This is a genomic window from Stenotrophomonas sp. YJH_SMC_64, assembly GCF_059371375.1.
This window is the reverse complement of sequence record NZ_JCAFUN010000011.1, coordinates 73,206-89,011: the sequence shown is the minus strand read 5'-3', so window position 1 is coordinate 89,011 and position 15,806 is coordinate 73,206. Positions and strand designations below refer to the sequence as shown.

At 67.0% G+C, this 15,806-nt stretch carries 15 protein-coding genes; 11 read left to right on the top strand and 4 right to left on the bottom strand.

Annotation, left to right across the window (positions count from 1 at the left end; translation table 11 throughout):
• Positions 1–11: 11 nt before the first annotated feature.
• Both AC5P9L_RS13290 and AC5P9L_RS13285 read left to right on the top strand, forming a co-directional pair.
• The gene (locus AC5P9L_RS13290; RefSeq protein WP_180872416.1) at positions 12–437 is read left to right on the top strand and encodes a type II toxin-antitoxin system RatA family toxin; all 426 of its coding nucleotides are present in this window, start codon (positions 12–14) and stop codon (positions 435–437) included.
• A 3-nt stretch (positions 438–440) separates the two neighbouring features.
• Positions 441–698 (top strand): RnfH family protein, encoded by a 258-nt coding sequence (locus tag AC5P9L_RS13285; RefSeq protein ID WP_005409233.1) that lies wholly within the window; start codon positions 441–443, stop codon positions 696–698.
• 36 nt (positions 699–734) lie between these two features.
• On the opposite strand, the gene AC5P9L_RS13280 is transcribed toward AC5P9L_RS13285, so the two are convergent.
• A complete protein-coding gene (locus AC5P9L_RS13280; RefSeq protein WP_005409234.1) occupies positions 735–1,127 on the bottom strand; it encodes an outer membrane protein assembly factor BamE in 393 nt (130 codons plus the stop codon).
• Between the two features lie 103 nt (positions 1,128–1,230).
• On the opposite strand from AC5P9L_RS13280, the gene fur reads away from it, so the two are divergent.
• Positions 1,231–1,638, top strand: coding sequence for a ferric iron uptake transcriptional regulator (fur, locus tag AC5P9L_RS13275; RefSeq protein WP_005409235.1), 408 nt, complete (start codon positions 1,231–1,233; stop codon positions 1,636–1,638).
• Positions 1,639–1,713: 75 nt separating this feature from the next.
• On the opposite strand, the gene AC5P9L_RS13270 is transcribed toward fur, so the two are convergent.
• Positions 1,714–2,979, bottom strand: a complete 1,266-nt coding sequence (locus AC5P9L_RS13270) for an SGNH/GDSL hydrolase family protein (RefSeq protein ID WP_076739239.1) — start codon at positions 2,977–2,979, stop codon at positions 1,714–1,716.
• A gap of 97 nt (positions 2,980–3,076) precedes the next feature.
• Here AC5P9L_RS13270 and AC5P9L_RS13265 point away from each other — a divergent pair, with 97 nt between their 5' ends.
• Positions 3,077–3,994, top strand: a complete 918-nt coding sequence (locus AC5P9L_RS13265; protein ID WP_005409237.1) for a LysR family transcriptional regulator — start codon at positions 3,077–3,079, stop codon at positions 3,992–3,994.
• A gap of 109 nt (positions 3,995–4,103) precedes the next feature.
• On the opposite strand, the gene recN is transcribed toward AC5P9L_RS13265, so the two are convergent.
• Positions 4,104–5,765 (bottom strand): DNA repair protein RecN, encoded by a 1,662-nt coding sequence (gene recN, locus AC5P9L_RS13260; RefSeq protein ID WP_165710358.1) that lies wholly within the window; start codon positions 5,763–5,765, stop codon positions 4,104–4,106.
• A 115-nt stretch (positions 5,766–5,880) separates the two neighbouring features.
• Between recN and hrcA the strand changes: the two genes are divergently transcribed.
• The 4 genes from hrcA to dnaJ all read left to right on the top strand — a co-directional run bounded on the left by hrcA (position 5,881) and on the right by dnaJ (position 10,908).
• On the top strand, positions 5,881–6,945 hold the full coding sequence (hrcA, locus tag AC5P9L_RS13255; protein ID WP_005409239.1) for a heat-inducible transcriptional repressor HrcA: 1,065 nt from the start codon (positions 5,881–5,883) through the stop codon (positions 6,943–6,945).
• 63 nt (positions 6,946–7,008) lie between these two features.
• Positions 7,009–7,524, top strand: coding sequence for a nucleotide exchange factor GrpE (grpE, locus tag AC5P9L_RS13250; protein ID WP_005409240.1), 516 nt, complete (start codon positions 7,009–7,011; stop codon positions 7,522–7,524).
• A 182-nt stretch (positions 7,525–7,706) separates the two neighbouring features.
• Entirely contained in the window at positions 7,707–9,629 is a 1,923-nt protein-coding gene (dnaK, locus tag AC5P9L_RS13245) for a molecular chaperone DnaK (protein ID WP_005409241.1), read from the top strand.
• Between the two features lie 154 nt (positions 9,630–9,783).
• Positions 9,784–10,908: a molecular chaperone DnaJ gene (gene dnaJ, locus AC5P9L_RS13240; RefSeq protein WP_005409242.1), complete on the top strand. Its 1,125-nt coding sequence runs from the start codon at positions 9,784–9,786 to the stop codon at positions 10,906–10,908.
• Positions 10,909–10,967: 59 nt separating this feature from the next.
• Here dnaJ and AC5P9L_RS13235 read toward each other — a convergent pair whose 3' ends face one another.
• Positions 10,968–11,765, bottom strand: coding sequence for an AraC family transcriptional regulator (locus AC5P9L_RS13235; RefSeq protein ID WP_495230637.1), 798 nt, complete (start codon positions 11,763–11,765; stop codon positions 10,968–10,970).
• Positions 11,766–11,837: 72 nt separating this feature from the next.
• Here AC5P9L_RS13235 and AC5P9L_RS13230 point away from each other — a divergent pair, with 72 nt between their 5' ends.
• The 3 genes from AC5P9L_RS13230 (at position 11,838) to AC5P9L_RS13220 (ending at position 15,636) form a co-directional block, all read left to right on the top strand.
• On the top strand, positions 11,838–13,037 hold the full coding sequence (locus AC5P9L_RS13230; RefSeq protein ID WP_032966631.1) for an MFS transporter: 1,200 nt from the start codon (positions 11,838–11,840) through the stop codon (positions 13,035–13,037).
• A 569-nt stretch (positions 13,038–13,606) separates the two neighbouring features.
• Complete coding sequence (gene pdxY, locus AC5P9L_RS13225) at positions 13,607–14,515, top strand: pyridoxal kinase (protein WP_012479920.1); 909 nt, start codon at positions 13,607–13,609, stop codon at positions 14,513–14,515.
• Positions 14,512–15,636, top strand: a complete 1,125-nt coding sequence (locus AC5P9L_RS13220) for a prephenate dehydrogenase (RefSeq protein WP_099523495.1) — start codon at positions 14,512–14,514, stop codon at positions 15,634–15,636. Before pdxY ends, AC5P9L_RS13220 begins: the two co-directional genes overlap by 4 nt.
• Positions 15,637–15,806 lie beyond the last annotated feature (170 nt).

The window sequence follows — 15,806 nt, the reverse complement described above, 5'->3', positions numbered from 1 at the left end:
GTCCTGTATTCATGCCTACTATCCGCCGCAGCGCCCTGGTCGAACATTCGTCCGCGCGCATGTTCGACCTGGTCAACGATGTCCAGGCCTATCCGCGCCGCTTCCGCTGGTGCTCGGCTGCCCAGATCCTGGAGCAGAGCGAGGACCGGCTGGTGGCGCGCCTGGACCTGGGCCTGGGTTCGTTCAGCACCTGGTTCCAGACCGAAAACACCCTGCAGCGCCCGCACAGCATCGACATGCAGCTGCGCGATGGCCCGTTCAAGCAGTTGCACGGCCGCTGGGAATTCCATGCGCTGGCCGAGGACGCCTGCAAGGTCACCCTGACCCTGGAATTCGAGCCCAGCTCGCGCCTGCTGGGGCCGGCCCTGGCGATCGGCTTCCAGGGTCTGGCCGATCGGATGGTCAATGATTTCGTCCGCGTCGCCGACGAGGCCTGAGCGATGATCGAGGTCGAGGTGGTGCTGGCCTGGCCGCAGCAGGTGCTGTCGCGCCGGCTGCAGCTGGACGAGGGCGCGACCGTGGCCGATGCCATTGCCGCCGCCGCGCTGGAAGGCAGTGACCGATGCCCGGCCGTGGCCGTGCATGGCGTACTGGCGCGCCCGCAGCAGGTGTTGCTGGAGGGTGACCGCATTGAGCTGCTACGCCCGTTGCTGGCCGACCCCAAGGACAACCGCCGGCGACGCGCGCTCGGCGGTTGATGCCCGCAACCCGTCCGTGGGGACGGGCAGGGGGCCTCAGCGGCCCTTCTTCTTCTTGTCCTTCGGCAGGTTGCGGCCGAACTGGCGCACGGTCTGCTGGGCCAGGGCCTTGTCGTTGCCCGGGAAGTAATCGCCTTCCCAACGGGTCACGGTGTCATTCTCGAAGAACACCACGAAGTTCTTCACTTCAGTACGTCCCAGGCGGTTCACCCGCTGGCTGGAGGTGTAGTCCCAGCGCTGGGCGTGGAACGGATCGGGAATGGACGGGGTGCCCAGCAGCGCGGTGACCTGCTGCTTGCTCTGCCCGACCTGCAGCTTGGCCACGGCATCTTCCCGGATCAGGTTGCCCTGATAGATGGGTTGCTTGTAGATGATGCCGCACCCGGTGGTGGACAGGGCGACGGCGGCGACCAACAGGAGATTGCGCATCGGGACTGGCGGTTGGGGAAATCAAACCGATGATACACTCCCGGCGTGCCACCGCGACCCAATCCGAGGCAGCTGGCGCTAAATCGCCAATGAACGGAGACCTATGGAAACCCACGACCTGCGTAAAGTCGGCCTGAAGGTGACCCATCCGCGGATGCGGATCCTGGCGCTGCTCGAGCAGCGCAATGCCCAGCACCACATGACCGCCGAAGACATCTACCGCCAGCTGCTGGAGCATGGCGACGAGATCGGCCTGGCGACGGTGTACAGGGTGCTGACCCAGTTCGAGGCCGCCGGCCTCGTGCTCAAGCACAATTTCGAGGGTGGCCAGGCGGTCTACGAGCTTGACCGTGGCGGCCACCACGACCACATGGTCGACGTGGACAGCGGCAAGATCATCGAGTTCGAGAGCCATGAGATCGAGGAGCTGCAGCGCAAGATCGCAGCCGACCACGGCTACGAGCTGGAAGAGCACTCGCTGGTGCTGTACGTGCGCAAGAAGCGCAAGTAAGCCGATCCGGCCAGCCAGATGCGACGAAACCCCGGGCCTGCCCGGGGTTTTTCGTTGCTGGGTCGCGTGCTGGGGTCAGAGCCCTTTGCTGGCGCAAAGGGATCCGACCCCGGCCGACCCCTGACCTCCAAGCAGCACGTCCAGATCCACCGCCTCGGCCATCGCCCGGTTCCCCGCATCACCCGGATGCAGGTGATCGCCGGAGTCGTAGGCAGCGGCCATCCGTGACGGATCGGCCGGATCGCGCAGGGCCGCGTCCAGGTCGATCACCGCGTCGAACGGCCCGTCGGTGCGCAGCCAGGCATTGAGCTGGCGGCGCAGGGCGTCCTTGTCCGAGTGGTAGTAGTCGTCCAGCGGCGTGCCGGGCAGGGCGCCGGCGAACGGCATCAGGGTGGCGCCGAGGATGCGTAGACCCCGCCGATGGGCCTGTTCGGCCAGGGCGCGGTAGCCTGCCTGCAGCTCGGCAAGCGCGGGCCGCGCCTGCTTGCGGGCGAAGGCGGTGCCGGGCCAGCTGATGTCGTTGATGCCGATCAGCACGATCACGCTGGACACGCCAGGCTGATCCAGCACATCGCGTTGGAAGCGCGCCGGCGCGGATTCCCCCATGCCGTCGTGCAAGAGGCGGCCACCGGAGATGCCGGCATTGACCACGGCGATGCCCCGCGGTGCCAAACGCGCGGCCAGATGGTCGGTCCAGCGCTGGTCCTGGTCGAGGCTGGCGGTGGCGCCGTCGGTGATCGAATCGCCGATCACCACCACGCTGCGTGCGCTGGTCGGCGCCTCGACCTCGATGCCGGCCAGGAACAGGCGGGCCGTGGTGCTGCTGGCCCCGTTCAGTGTCTGGGCCTGGCTCTGGTCGCCAGGCGCAATCCAACTGGTCTGCCTGCCCTCCCAATGGAACGTCTGTACCGGCATCGGTCCCGGCACGAAGACGCTGACCTGCAGCGCCTGCCGGTCAGCCGTGGCCAGTGGCAGCGGATCGCTCAGCCGTTCCTGCCCGGGGCCGATCAGCACTCCGGGCTGGCCTTCGAAACTGAGCGGCTGCGGGGTGTCCCCCGCCCGGGCGGCCACGCTCGCCGCCCCGATCCGCAGTGGTTGAGTGCCGTAGGCATTGCTCAGCCGCACCCGCAGCCGAGACCCGCCCAGGCTGATACGTGCCGTCTGGCGGAAGGTCTGGTCCTGCAGTGCGGCTGGGACCAGGGTCGGAAACAGGAATTCCGGGCCCCAGACCGGTTGCGGGCTGGCCTGCCAGCTGGCGACCCAGTGCGGCGCAGGGGCGGCGCTGGCGGCACTGGACAGGCCGATCAATGCGGTTGTGACGAGCTGGCTGAAACGATTCATCGGGCAATCCCGGGTGGAGGGAAGGCCATGGTGATTCCGTACTCATCTGTGAACTAGACTGCGCATGGACAATCATCTGTGAACTGGATTCATTGCCATGGCGCGCTCCGACATCAACCGATCCGGCGAACTGGAAGTGTTCGTGCGGGTGATCGAGACCGGGGGCTTTTCCGCAGCCGCCCGAACGTTGGAGATGACCCCGTCGGCGGTCAGCAAGCTGGTGGCGAGGCTGGAACAACGGCTGGGGACGCGCCTGCTGCAGCGTTCCACCCGCCAGCTGCAGCTGACTCCCGAGGGCTGCGCGTTCTACGAGCGCGGCCTGCGCGTGCTGGCCGACCTGGACGAGGCCGAGCGCTGTGCCAGTGCTCACGCCGAGCCGCGTGGACGCCTGCGGGTCAATTCCAACGTGCCGTTCGGCCAGCATTTCCTGTTGCCGTTGCTGCCGGCGTTCCTGCAGCGCAATCCGCAGGTAGGCGTGGACCTGACCCTCAACGACGAGGTGATCGACCTGCTGGAGCAGCGCACCGACGTGGCGGTGCGGGCCGGTCCGCTGAAGAGCTCGAGCCTGGTGGCGCGGCGGCTGGGCGCGACGCGGATGATGATCGTGGCTGCACCGGCCTACGCGCAGCGGCACGGGCTGCCACGCACTGCCGAGGAGCTGCAGTCGCACAACCGGCTGGATATCGGCCATGCGCGCGCGATGCAGGGCTGGCCGCTGCTGCAGGACGGGCGCGAACGCATGCTGCTGCCCAGTGGCAACGCGCGCGCCAGCAACGGCGATGCGCTGCGCCAGCTGGTGCTGGGTGGGTTGGGCATGGCGCGGCTGGCAGCATTCCAGGTGCAGCAGGATATTGCCGCCGGGCGCCTGCTGCCGGTGCTGGAAGAGGCCAACCCCGGTGACCTGGAAGAGGTGCACGCGGTGTTCCTGGGGCAGGGCGGCTACCTGCCGCTGCGGGTGCGCGCGTTTCTTGATTTCCTGGTGGAGAACGTCGACCTGACGCAGCCACGGGGGTAGTGCCGGCCGCTGGCCGGCAACCTCACGATCTTCGACCCCTCGCATCGGTTGCCGGCCAGCGGCCGGCACTACCGTGCGGAAGCCGGGCCCACGCTCTGCTCTGCCGGCCTCAGGCCTGCAGCAGCTTGCGCGCGGCGGCGCGCGCTTCCTTGCTCACTTCCACGCCGCCGAGCATGCGTGCCAGCTCTTCCTCGCGCGCCTTGCTGTCCAGCTTTTCCACGGCGCTCTGGGTCATGCCTTCCACCGGGGCCTTGCTGACCCGGTAATGGGCATGGCCCTTGGAGGCAACCTGCGGCAGGTGGGTCACGCAGAGCACCTGGCGCTTCTCGCCGAGCGCGCGCAGTTTCTGGCCGACGATGTCGGCTACCGCGCCGCCGATGCCGGAGTCGACTTCGTCGAACACCATGGTCGGTACTGCATCCAGGTCCAGCGCGGCCACTTCGATGGCCAGCGAGATGCGTGACAGTTCGCCGCCGGAGGCCACCTTGCGCAGGGCGCGCGGCGGCTGGCCGGCATTGGCTGCGACCAGGAATTCCACGCGCTCGGCACCCTGCGGGTCGGGCTTGGCGGCGTCCTGCGGTTCCAGCTCGATCAGGAACTGGCCGCCGCCCATGCCCAGCTCGGCGATGATGCCGGTGGTGGTGGCCGACAGCTCGGCAGCAGCGTTGCGACGGCTGGCGGTCAGCACTTCGGCCTGTGCGCGCCAGGCGGCGGCGGCCTTGTCGATCTCGCCGGCCAGGCGCTGCAGGCGTTCGTCGGCGCCGCGCAGCTGTTCCACTTCGGCGTGCATGCGCTCGCGCTGCGCACCCAGCTCGTCCATCGGCACGCGGTGCTTGCGGGCCAGGTCGTGCAGACGGCCGAGGCGGCGCTCGTTCTCCTCGAACTGTTCCGGGTCGGCGTCGAGGTCGTCATGCACCCGATCCAGCAGCGACAGGGCTTCGTGCAGCTGGATCGAAGCGTTCTCGATCAGGCCATCCACCTCGCCCAGGCGCGGGTCGTGCTCGATCAGGCGCGACAGCTCGTGGCGCACCTGCTGCAGCAGGTCCAGCGCGGAGTTGCCGTCGTCGCCGTTGAGCTGGTTGCTGGCGGCCTGGCAGGCGCTCAGCAGGGCGCTGGCATGGGCCTGGCGGCGGTGGCTGGCGCCGAGTGCGGCAATCGACTCCGGCTCCAGGTCTTCACGGTCCAGCTCGCGCAGCTGATGCTCCAGGAAGCCGATCCGGTCACTGACGTCGCCCTGTTGCGACAGCGCCAGCGATTCATCGACCAATGCCTGCCAGGCCGCGGCGGCGCGTCGCACCTGGCGGCGTTCGTTCTCGTTGCGCGCATAGGCGTCGAGCAGGGCCAGCTGCGACGGGCGTGTCAGCAGGGCCTGCTGTTCGTGCTGTCCGTGGATCTCCACCAGCAGCGAGGCCAGGTCGCCCAGTTGCGCCAGGGTCACCGGGCGGCCGTTGATCCAGGCCCGCGAACCGCCATCGGCGCGGATGACCCGGCGCAGCTGGCACTGCTCCTCGTCGTCCAGCTCGTTGTCGGCCAGCCACTGGCGTGCAGCCTGCAGCTGCTCCAGCGCAAACTCGGCCGAAAGCTCGGCGCGCGCTGCGCCGTGGCGGACCACGCCGCTGTCGGCGCGCAGGCCGGACAGGAAGCCCAGCGCGTCGACCATCAGCGACTTGCCGGCGCCGGTCTCGCCTGAAACCACGGTCATGCCTGGCCCGAACTCCAGTTCGGTGGCGCGGACGACGGCGAAATCCTTGATCGAAAGATGTCTGAGCATGGGTAAGGGGGTATCAGCAGCCGCGCAACGCTAGCACGCGGGCGAGGGAGGTCCAATGACTTGCCAAGGTGATGCGCCGCCATTATCTAGTGTCCGTGTCTCACAGGTTGATTCCATGCACGGTTCTCCCGACCAGCTTGCCCCGCGTGCGCGCCATCTGCTGCGCACGCTGATCGCGCGTTACATCCAGGACGGCGAGCCGGTCGGCTCGCAGACGCTGGCGCGCGTGGCCGGGCTGGAGGTCAGTCCGGCCACCATCCGCAACATCCTGGGCGACCTGGAAGACCTGGGGCTGCTGGCCTCGCCGCACACCTCCGCCGGGCGCGTCCCGACCGCGCATGGCTACCGGGTCTTCGTCGACAGCCTGCTGCAGATGCAGCCGCCGGGCGAAGGCGAGCTGGCCCGGTTGCGCCAGGAACTGGCTGGCGGCGGCAGCACCCAGGCCCTGCTCGGCAGCGCCTCGGAGCTGTTGTCGGCGATGAGCCACTTCGTCGGCGTGGTCAGCGCGCCGCGACGCGAGCAGTTCGCCTTCCGCCAGATCGACTTCGTGGCGCTGGACGGGCGCCGGGTGCTGGCGATCCTGGTGTTTGCCGACAACGAGGTGCAGAACCGCGTCATCGAGACCCGGCAGGAGTTCGCGCCGGGCCAGCTGGAGCAGGTCGCGAACTACCTCAATGCCCATTTCGCCGGCCTGCCGATGGCCGAGATCCGCACCCGACTGCTGCTGGAACTGCGCGATGCCCGCTCCGAGCTGGAACAGCTGCTGGCGCACAGCATCGAGCTGGCCGAGCAGGCCCTGCAGCCGGCGGCCGACGACATGCTGGTGGCCGGCCAGACCCGCCTGATGGGGGTGCAGGACCTGTCCGACCTGGAGCGGCTGCGCGAGCTGTTCGAGCTGTTCTCCAGCAAGCGCGAGATCCTGCAGCTGCTGGAGCGGACCATCCAGGCGCCCGGCGTGCGCATCTTCATCGGCGAGGAGACCGGGATGATGCCGCTGCAGGGCGTCTCGCTGGTCACTGCCCCTTACACGGCCAATGGCCAGGTGCTGGGCGTGCTGGGGGTGATCGGCCCCAAGCGGATGGCCTACGACCGCGTGATCCCGCTGGTCCAGGCTACCGCCGATGTACTGGGCGCGGCGTTTTCGCCAGCCGGCCGCCCGCCGGGAACATCCGACGCTTGAAACGCAGCATCCCGCCCACACTAGGATGGGTGGAGGCGGAGATTGACCGCCAGGGACCCAGACATGAACCACGAACAGCCAGATATCGAATCCCAGCAGAGTGCCGCCGATGCGGCCGCCACCGCCGGCGTCAACGACGAAGTCGAGCGCCTGCGCGCCGAAATCGAACAGGTCAAGGCCGATGCCCTGCGTGAGCGCGCCGACCTGGAGAACCAGCGCAAGCGCGTTGCCCGTGACATCGAACAGGCCCGCAAGTTCGCCAACGAGAAGCTGCTGGGCGATCTGCTCCCCGTGTTCGACAGCCTGGATGCCGGCCTGAAGGCCGCCGGCGACGACCCGCACCCGCTGCGCGAAGGCCTGGAGCTGACCTACAAGCAGCTGCTGAAGGTGGCCGCCGACAACGGACTGGTCCTGCTGGACCCGATCGGCCAGCCGTTCAACCCGGAACACCACCAGGCCATCAGCCAGGTGCCGACGCCGGGCGCCGCCCCGGGCAGCGTGGTGACCGTGTTCCAGAAGGGCTACCTGCTCAACGAGCGCCTGCTGCGGCCGGCGCTGGTGGTGGTGGCCGCCGATTGATGGACCAGGCCGGGCTTTGCCCGGTCCCGGTTGTGCCAAGCCATGCCTGGCAAGGTTTTCCAGGCGCTGAACACAGCGTTCGGGAGATGGCTTGAATGTTCCACGAGCCTCCCCCACATCGTATTCATCCACCGGCCGAACGGCCGGACTGACACCAACAAGCATCCTCAGGAGTCTCCCCCATGGGCAAGATCATTGGTATCGACCTCGGCACCACCAACTCGTGCGTGGCGATCATGGACGGCGGCAAGGCCCGCGTCATCGAGAATTCGGAAGGCGATCGCACCACCCCGTCGATCGTCGCCTACACCAAGGACGGCGAAGTCCTGGTCGGCGCCTCGGCCAAGCGCCAGGCCGTGACCAACCCGAAGAACACCTTCTACGCGGTGAAGCGCCTGATCGGCCGCAAGTTCACCGACGCCGAAGTGCAGAAGGACATCGCGCACGTCCCGTACAGCATCCTGGCCCATGACAATGGCGACGCCTGGGTGGCCACCAGCGACGGCAAGAAGATGGCTCCGCAGGAAATCTCGGCCAAGGTGCTGGAAAAGATGAAGAAGACCGCCGAGGACTTCCTCGGTGAGAAGGTCACCGAAGCGGTCATCACCGTGCCGGCCTACTTCAACGACAGCCAGCGCCAGGCAACCAAGGACGCCGGCCGCATCGCCGGCCTGGACGTCAAGCGCATCATCAACGAGCCGACCGCGGCCGCGCTGGCCTATGGCCTGGACAAGGGCGACAACAAGGATCGCAAGATCGTGGTGTACGACCTGGGCGGCGGCACCTTCGACGTCTCGGTGATCGAGATCGCCAACGTCGACGGTGAAAAGCAGTTCGAAGTGCTGGCCACCAACGGCGACACCTTCCTGGGTGGCGAAGACTTCGACAACCGCGTCATCGAGTACCTGGTTGAAGAGTTCAACAAGGACCAGGGCATCGACCTGCGCAAGGATCCGCTGGCCCTGCAGCGCCTGAAGGATGCTGCCGAGCGCGCCAAGATCGAGCTGTCCAGCGCCCAGCAGACCGAAGTGAACCTGCCGTACGTCACCGCTGACGCGTCGGGTCCGAAGCACCTGAACATCAAGCTGACCCGCGCCAAGCTGGAAGCCCTGGTGGACGACCTGATCAAGAAGTCGATCGAGCCGTGCCGCGTCGCCCTGAACGATGCCGGCCTGCGTTCGAGCGACATCAGCGAAGTGATCCTGGTCGGCGGCCAGACCCGCATGCCGAAGGTGCAGCAGGCGGTGACCGAGTTCTTCGGCAAGGAACCGCGCAAGGACGTCAACCCGGACGAAGCCGTGGCACTGGGTGCGGCGATCCAGGGCGGCGTGCTCGGCGGCGACGTCAAGGACGTGCTGCTGCTGGACGTGACCCCGCTGTCGCTGGGCATCGAGACCATGGGCGGCGTGTTCACCAAGATCATCGAGAAGAACACCACCATCCCGACCAAGGCCTCGCAGGTGTTCTCCACCGCCGAGGACAACCAGTCGGCCGTGACCGTGCACGTGCTGCAGGGTGAGCGCGAACAGGCCCGCTTCAACAAGTCGCTGGCCAAGTTCGACCTGTCCGGCATCGAGCCGGCCCCGCGTGGCCTGCCGCAGGTGGAAGTGTCCTTCGACATCGACGCCAACGGCATCCTGCACGTGTCGGCCAAGGACAAGAAGACCAACAAGGAACAGAAGGTCGAGATCAAGGCCGGTTCGGGCCTGTCCGAGGAAGAGATCGCGCGCATGGTCGCCGACGCGGAAGCCAACCGCGAAGAAGACAAGAAGTTCCAGGAACTGGTGCAGGCCCGCAACCAGGCCGACGCCCTGATCCACGGCACCCGCAGCGCCATCACCGAGCACGGCAGCAAGGTCGGCGGCGATGTCATCGGCAAGGTCGAGGCGGCCCTGGCCGACCTGGAAACCGCGATGAAGGGTGACGACAAGGCACAGATCGAAGCCAAGTCGAAGGCACTGGAAGAAGCTGGCCAGTCGCTGTTCGCCGCTGCTTCGGCCGACCAGGGCGGTGCCCCGGGTGCCGACGCCGGCAATGCCGGCAAGGCGCAGGACGACGTGGTCGACGCCGAGTTCACCGAAGTCAAGGACGACAAGAAGTCCTGATCCGGACCGACACGGGACGCTGGCCACCAGCGTCCCGTTGTCGCATCAGGGTCCTGACCGCCCACCGGCGTGTCGGGGCGCCCGACGCAAGAGCGGACCTGGTTCCGCTCTTCCGCTTTGACGAATCCCGACTTTCCGGAACCAGATCCACGATATGAGCAAGCGCGATTATTACGAAGTGCTGGGCGTTGCCCGCACCGCCACCGACGACGAGCTGAAGAAGGCGTACCGTCGCTGCGCGATGAAGTTCCACCCGGACCGCAACCCGGGTGATGCGGCGGCCGAAGCCTCCTTCAAGGAGTGCAAGGAAGCCTACGAAGTGCTGTCCGACGGCAACAAGCGCCGCATGTACGACAGCCATGGCCACGCGGCGTTCGAGCACGGCATGGGCGGCGGTGGCCCGGGCGGCCCGGACATGAACGATATCTTCGGCGATATCTTCGGCAACATCTTTGGCGGCGGTGGCGGTGGTCCGCGCCAGGCGCGTCGCGGCGCCGATATCGGCTACGTGATGGAGCTGGACCTGGAAGAAGCCGTGCGCGGCGTCGAGCGCCGCATCGAGATTCCGACCCTGGCCGAGTGCGGCGACTGCGATGGCAGTGGCTCGGAAGACGGCAAGGTCGAAACCTGCAATGTGTGCCATGGCCGCGGCCAGGTGCGCATCCAGCGCGGCATCTTCGCCATGCAGCAGGCCTGCCACAACTGCGGCGGCCGTGGCCAGATCATCGCCAAGCCCTGCAAGACCTGCCACGGCAACGGCCGTGTCGAGGAAGACAAGGTGCTGTCGGTGAAGGTGCCGGCCGGCGTCGATACCGGCGACCGCATCCGCCTGCAGGGCGAGGGCGAAGCCGGTCCGGCCGGTACGCCACCGGGCGACCTGTACGTGGAAGTGCGCGTGCGCGAGCATGCGATCTTCCAGCGCGATGGCGACGACCTGCACTGCGAAGTGCCGATCCGCATCTCGCAGGCGGCACTGGGTGACACCGTGCGCGTGGCCACCCTCGGCGGCGAAGCGGAGATCCGCATTCCCGCCGAGACCCAGACCGGCAAGCTGTTCCGCCTGCGCGGCAAGGGCGTGCGTTCGGTGCGCAGCCGCAGCGAGGGCGACCTGTACTGCCGCGTGGTGGTGGAGACTCCGGTCAACCTCACCCCTGAGCAGCGCAAGCTGCTGGAACAGTTCGAAGCCACCTTCGTCGGCGAGGAAGCACGCAAGCATTCGCCGAAGTCGGCCACCTTCATGGATGGCGTGAAGGGCTTCTGGGACCGGATGACGTCCTGAGTTTTCAACGCAAGTGTTGAACGGTAGCGCCGGGCCATGCCCGGCGTTTTCGTTTGCGATCAGCGGAAAAACGCCGCCGGCGTCTGCCCCAGCTGGCGCTTGAACATGCTGGTGAACGCGCTGGGGCTGTCGTAGCCCATCGCCAGCGCGACATCGATGACCTTGTCGCCGACCGCCAGCCGCTCCAATGCGGCCAGCAGTCGCGCCTGCTGTCGCCACTGCCCGAAGGTCATGCCCAGCTCGTGGGCGAAGTGGCGCTGGATGGTTTTCACGTCAACTTCCAGCGCCTGTGCCCAGTCCTGCAGCGTGGCGTCGTCGCCGGGGTGCTTCTGGATGTGCTGGCAGATCCGCTGCAGGCGCGGGTCGGTGGGCGAGGGCAGGTGCAGCGGCAGCACGTCCATGCGATGCAGTTCGTCCAGCAGCAGGCGCACCACGCGGCCATCGCGGCTGTCTTCGATGTGCTCGCCCTTGATCAGGGTGGCTGCCTGCAGCAGTTCGCGCAGCAGCGGTGCCACCTGTACCGCGAACGGTTCGGCCGGCAACTGCGGGGCGAACGACGGATCGATGTACAGGCTGCGCATGTGCACGGCGGCAATGCAGTCCACCGCGTGCACCATGCCAGCCGGCATCCAGATCGCACGGGTGGAGGGCACGACCCAGCGACCGACTTCCGAGCGCACCACCATCAGCCCCGAGATGGCATAGACCAGCTGGTGGCGCTGGTGCTTGTGGCCTGCGATATGGGTGCCTGCCGGGTACTGGGTAGCCCGGTAGGTGACCGGACGATGCAGTGGCACATCACGCCACGGCGCAGCCGGGTCGACATCGCCGGCAATGTCCTTTTTGCGATAGGCCATGACCCGAACGCGGCAGAAGGGAGGGGAGGGCAACCGTAGCATGCGTGGCTCGCCCCCAACCTGACTGCGTCCATGTCCGCCTTGGCTTCTCCCGCAACGACCTCACGTCCGGTGGCTCCCGGTGTGCTGGCAGCTATTTCCACCTCGCATGTCGTCAACGACATGATGCAGTCGCTGATCCTGGCCATCTATCCAGTGATCAAGGGCGGCTTCAACCTGAGCTTCACCCAGATCGGCCTGATCACGCTGACCTACCAGCTGACCGCTTCGATCTTCCAGCCACTGGTTGGCGCCGCCACCGACCGTCGCCCGGCGCCGTACTCGCTGCCGATCGGCATGGCCTCGACCCTGTGCGGCATGCTGCTGCTCGGCTTCGCGCCGAACTATGCGGTGGTGCTGATGGCTGCGGCGATGGTCGGCATTGGTTCGGCCATTTTCCATCCGGAAGCATCGCGCATTGCGCGGCTGGCCTCGGGTGGCCGCCATGGCTTCGCGCAGTCGGTGTTCCAGGTGGGTGGCAATTTCGGTACCGCGCTCGGTCCACTGATTGCTGCAGCCGTGATCGTGCCGCATGGCCAGCATGCCGCGTCGTGGTTTGCCGGCGCCGCGCTGATCGGCATTGCACTGCTGACCTATGTCGGCCGCTGGTATGCGCTGCACCTGGGCACCCCGCGCCCGGCCAGCACCGCCTCGATGGCGCCGCGCCATCCCCCGCGCACCGTGGCCAAGGTGCTGGCGATCCTGCTGGTGCTGATCTTCAGCAAATACTTCTACATGGCCAGCATCGGCAGCTACTTCACCTTCTACCTGATCCACCATTTCGGCATTCCGGTGGCACAGGCGCAGCTGCATCTGTTCGCATTCCTGGTGGCGTCCGCCGCCGGCGGCTTCCTCGGTGGCCCGCTGGGCGATCGCATCGGCCGCAAGCCGATCATCTGGACCTCGATCCTGGGCGTTGCACCGTTCGCACTGATGCTGCCGCATGCCGATCTGTTCTGGACCACGGTGCTGGCGGTGCTGATCGGTTTCGTGTTGTCTTCGGCGTTCTCGGCCATCGTGGTCTATGCCCAGGAGATGATGCCGCACCGCATCGGCATGGTGTCCGGCCTGTTCTTCGGCTTCGCGTTCGGCATGGGTGGACTCGGTGCTGCCGTGCTCGGCCTGCTGGCGGACAAGACCAGCATTGAGTACGTCTACCAGTTGACTGCGTTCCTGCCGCTGCTCGGCATCGTGGCGGCGTGGCTGCCGCCGTCGCGGCCTGCTGTTCACTGAGGGGTGCTTCTTTTTGCAGGGCTGCGCCCTGCACCCGCAGAGGCAACGGCAAAAGCCAAAGCGCGCTATCCGTGGGTGGGCGGGGTGGGGTCGGTTGAGGGGGACACTGCAAGTACGTCCATGTAGCTCGGTCGCGCCGTTTTCCGGGATCTGTCGGAACAGCGTTCTGCTTTGGTGGGTGCCGACCGTTGGTCGGCACGGGGTCGGATATCGATATTTGACAGACGTGTCGATCAACGGACGACACCTACCAACAGCCGCAGTTGCCAGTAGAGCCACGCCATGCGTGGACGAATTCATTCGGTATCCGACAGATGTGCCGACCAACGGTCGGCACCCACCAGCAGCTGTCGGCCAACTGTCGAAGGCGGGGCGGTGTCGGCGTGCGGGGTGTCAGCGGCATGGATGCCGCTGCCAAGCCTACAAGGACGTACTTGCGGCGTCCTCGCACGCCGACACCGCCCCGCCATCCCACGGATAGCCCGCTCTGGCTTTTGATGTTGACGTTGATTCTGCAGGTGCAGGGCTGCAAGCCCTGCCGAAAACCCCCTTGAGCGTAGAATGCGGCCATGAGCGAATCCCTTGATAACCACCTGGTCCACGGCCGCCGCCAGCGGCCCGACGGCCCGTCGCCGATCGATGTCATCTCGGTCCAGTCGCAACTTGTCTACGGCCACGCCGGCAACAGCGCCGCCGTGCCGCCGATGCGCGCTCTCGGCGTGCGCGTAGCAGAAATTCCGACCGTGTTGCTCAGCAACGCGCCGTTCTACGACACCACGCGCGGTCGCGTGCTGCCCGCCGACTGGTTCGCCGACCTGCTGCTGGGCACCCACGAGCGCGGCCTGCCGCAGCGGGCGAAGATGCTGGTGTCCGGCTACTTCGGCAGCACCTCCAACGGTGCCGCCTTCGCCGACTGGCTGGACGACATCCTGCCGGCCTGCCCGCAGCTGCGTTACTGCCTGGATCCGGTGATTGGTGATACGCACACCGGCCCCTACGTGGAACCGGGCCTGGAAGCGATCTTCGCAGAGCGCCTGCTGCCGCATGCCTGGCTGGTGACCCCGAACGCCTTTGAACTCAATCGCCTCACCGGCATGCCGGCGCTCGCCGAGGCCGATGCCATCGCCGCCGCACGCACGCTGCTGGATCGTGGCCCGCACTGGGTGATCGCGCACAGCGTGGGCGGCACCCCGGGTGAACTGGTGACCCTGGCTGTCGGCCGCGAGGAGACCTGGCGCTGGACCTCGCCCCTGCTGCCGGTGGACGTGGCTGGTACGGGTGATGTGCTGATGTCGCTGGTGGTGTCGTTCCTGCTGCGCGGCGAATCGATGCAGCAGGCGATCTCGCGTGCGATTGCCGGCACCCACGCGGCCCTGGAGGCGACCCTGGACAACGGCTTCGAAGAATTCGACGTGATCGCTGCAGCGCCTGCCGCGCTGGCCGAGGGGACGCGCTTCCGCGCCGAACGCGTGGCATGAGCGGCCTGCTCGAACGCACGACGCGCACGGTCGGCATCGTCGGCAGTGCCGGCGCCTACGGACGCTGGCTGACCCGCTTCTTCCAGCAGCACATGCAGCTGCGGGTAATCGGCCATGATCCGGCTGATCCGGGCTCGCATACGCCGGAACAGCTGCTCGCGCAGGCCGACGTGCTGGTGTTCTCTGCGCCGATCCGGCATACGCCGGCGTTGATCGCCGAGTACGTGCGGCAGTCGGCCGGCCGCGAGCAGGACCGGCTGTGGCTGGACGTGACCTCGGTGAAGGAGGCACCGGTGCAGGCGATGCTGGCCTCGCAGGCCGAGGTGGTCGGGCTGCACCCGATGACCGCGCCACCGAAAGCGCCGACACTGAAGGGTCGGGTGATGGTGGTCTGCGAAGCGCGGCTGCGGCACTGGCAGCCATGGGTCGATTCGCTGTGCACGGCGCTGCAGGCTGAGTGCGTGCGGGCCACGCCGCAGCATCACGACCAGATGATGGCGCTGGTACAGGCGATGGTGCATGCCACCCACCTGGCCCAGGCCGGCGTGCTGCGCCAGTACCAGCCGCAGCTGGGCGACCTGGCCGCGATGATGCCGTACCGGTCGGCATCGTTCGAACTGGATACGGCGATCATCTCGCGCATCCTGTCGCTGAACCCCGCGATCTACGAGGACATCCAGTTCGGCAATCCGTACGTGGCGCCAATGCTGGAGCGCTTGATCGGCCAGCTGCAGGCCCTGCAGACCCAGGTCGGACAGGCCGACGACACTGCACGCGGTGCATTCCGTGAGCAGCTGCTGTCGGCCAATCGCAGTGCCTTCGGCGAGCAGGCACTGGCCGAGGGCAACTACACCTTCGAACGCGTGGGCTATCTGCTGGCTGACCTGACCGAGCGCAATGCGTTGTCGGTGCACCTGCCGGAAGACCGGCCGGGCTCACTGCGTGAACTGCTGAATGTGTTCGAGCAGCACCGCATCAGCCTGGCCTCGATCCATTCCTCGCGCACGCCTGGCGGCGAAGTGCATTTCCGGATCGGGTTCGTGGCCGGCAGCGATCCGGGGGCGATCAGTCGCGCGGCCGCTGAAGTGGACGCTAGCGGCATCGGGCGGGTGCTGGGCTGAGCACATTCATCCACAGGCGGTGTGGATGATTTCTGAGCAAAGGTGTGGATAACCTCGCTCAGCCCTTGGTAGTAAAGGCTGTCAAGATGCTTGGTCAAAAATTGATCACGCTTTTTGTAGGGTCGAGCCATGCTCGACCGCCTTTGGCAAAAAGCGTGTCGACCAAGGTC